Annotated in this window: 1 protein-coding gene and 3 pseudogenes; all 4 read left to right on the top strand. The window is 38.2% G+C overall.

Annotated elements, in window-relative coordinates; translation table 11 throughout:
- Positions 1 to 340, top strand: a pseudogene (locus H5202_RS21045) (transposase); the annotation flags it as partial.
- Positions 341 to 564: 224 nt separating this feature from the next.
- The gene (locus tag H5202_RS21040; RefSeq protein ID WP_182773776.1) at positions 565 to 1,008 is read left to right on the top strand and encodes a hypothetical protein; all 444 of its coding nucleotides are present in this window, start codon (positions 565 to 567) and stop codon (positions 1,006 to 1,008) included.
- A gap of 221 nt (positions 1,009 to 1,229) precedes the next feature.
- A pseudogene (locus H5202_RS21035) lies at positions 1,230 to 1,604 on the top strand (transposase); the annotation flags it as partial.
- Positions 1,605 to 2,044: 440 nt separating this feature from the next.
- Positions 2,045 to 2,168: pseudogene (locus H5202_RS21030) on the top strand (IS66 family transposase); the annotation flags it as partial.

Genomic DNA, 2,168 nt, shown 5'->3' with positions numbered 1-2,168 from the left:
CGTTTTTACAGGGTATTTAAAGGACTGCAAAGCTTGTCCACTTCAGCAACAATGCATGAGAAAAGCGCCCATGCTAACAGGGCGACAAGTCCAATTTGTAAACGACAGTGCGTCAAATGTTATGAGCTACAGTGACAAGATGAAGGTAAAAATTGATAGCAGCGCCGGACGGCGACAATACAGTAAACGATTGGGCGCAATTGAGCCCGTCTTTGGCAATATCACGGTCAATAAGGGCATGAATAAGTTCACCTTACTTGGCTAGGAGAAGGTGAATAGCCAATGGCAAATGTATTGTCTGGTGCATAAGATTGAAAAGTTAAGAGATAGTCTGAGTTAATAGACTCTAGAGAGTCGTTTACCGCTGTATTTCCCTCCGTAACCACCTGCAAAAGTGTATCAAACTCACTAACACCCGAAGCAATAAATATTATCAATGAAAACAGCGGTTTCAATTGAATGACTGTTGAAAGTCAGTTAATGTTTATTTCAATAATAAATTACAAGAAAACGAGTAATTCTACAGGCTCGTTAGGCTTACAAATCAAACTTTAGAGATTGCCGATGTTAAAAACTAAAGAACTATTTGAACTCCCTATTTATCGACTAAAAGAAGATAAATATAATGAGTCACTTCGCGAACATATTGAAAAAAACTCTCCTATGTCAGCAGAATACTCAATAAAAGATTATGGTGGCGATTGGCAATATAATGAAATTATCGGATTCTTGCGTTTTTATGTATCAGGTAAAAGCCAAATTCGTTGTGAATACTGGCAAACGGATGCAAAAAGAAAAGTTAGAACCCCCAAGAAGCAGTTCATAATGACTTCTGATAGTTATTGTACTCAGAATTTCAATCCATCTGCTAGCAATGATGATTTAAAAGCAACAATTCAAAGTTGTATAGATCATTGTAAGGTTAACTTAGGTAGCAAATGGCATGTGGATGAAAGGCTGTTTAGAGAAACATTTGATTACATAGGCTGGTCTAGTTTTTTAGCATAACAAGCTGTTAAATAAGGACAAAAAACCGTTGGCTGTTTTCGTCCCTCAACATTTTAGCCAACAATTTTTTGCCTTTTAACAGGGCGTTGAGGCTGTAGAATTTCTCCAAAAATGACGTTTCAACGTCTTTTTCATAAATAAAGCTACTTGGTTGTTTTTCGAGCTTGTAGGGTGTCAATGTCTGTGATCTAATAGATATTATTCACCTACAGTAAATTGTTATGGCCAACTACAAGCCTGACTTATCCTGCCAAAGTAAATTCATTCCCATCAATTTTTCAGAGCAAATTTTGCCTGGCACATTCGAGTATGCCCTTTGTTATATTATCGAAAATAAACTCGATTTATCGGGGTTTGATGCTTGGTATCACAATGATAAAACGGGTGCGGCAGCGTATTCACCGGCAGTGATGCTCAAAATTATCTTACTCGGGTATGCGCATGGGTTAATTAGCAGTCGACGCATTGCTAAGGCGTGTGAAAACAATATTTTGCTCATGAGCGTGTCGGGTGATGTTCAGCCACATTACACATCCATAGCAAGTTTTGTGGCTAAAATGCATGAACAAATAGAGCCCTTGTTTACAGAAAGCCTCTAGCGGCCCCAAACTAGCTCTATTGGAAGCATCGTTAGTACGTCTCAGTTTGTCATACACCTTCAAACGCAAATTGTTACTTTAAGAGCTTTAACTCTAAAGAATTTCTGCCCCAAAACCAGTTACAAACCATTGCCAATTGCATAAATTTATCTAATCATAGGTATCTAGTTGAAATTAGTTGATGTACAAAAAACGGTCAAAACACCTATTCCACAGCAGTTCTCACGGAAGTACTATGCAAAAGATGTCACATAAGTTAACGGAAGAACTAAAAAGACTGGTACATGAGAATCATGACAACTGTGTCAAATGTGGCTATGAATTCATAGACGGAGACACTTCGCATTCGGGATATGATGAAAACGAAGATCCACAATATGTGTGTGATGACTGCGCATTAATTCTAAAAGAAACTGCAGTTCGTTTCGTTTTCTCACCTTATCCAAAAACTGTACGGCGTTGAGTCACGCGTTAAAGATAAAAGTGTGGATGATAAATACACGACAAGACAACAAGCCAGTGTGCCTATACTGGACAAGCTAAAAGCATGGCTTGAGCAGA

The organism is Shewanella sp. SG41-4, assembly GCF_014164505.1.
Taxonomy (GTDB): domain Bacteria; phylum Pseudomonadota; class Gammaproteobacteria; order Enterobacterales; family Shewanellaceae; genus Shewanella.
This window is presented reverse-complemented; position numbering and strand designations above follow the sequence as displayed.

Excerpts from the sequence above, each read along its gene's own strand:
- H5202_RS21040 (WP_182773776.1), top strand. The coding sequence starts at position 565 with ATGTTAAAAACTAAAGAACTATTTGAACTCCCTATTTATCGACTAAAA.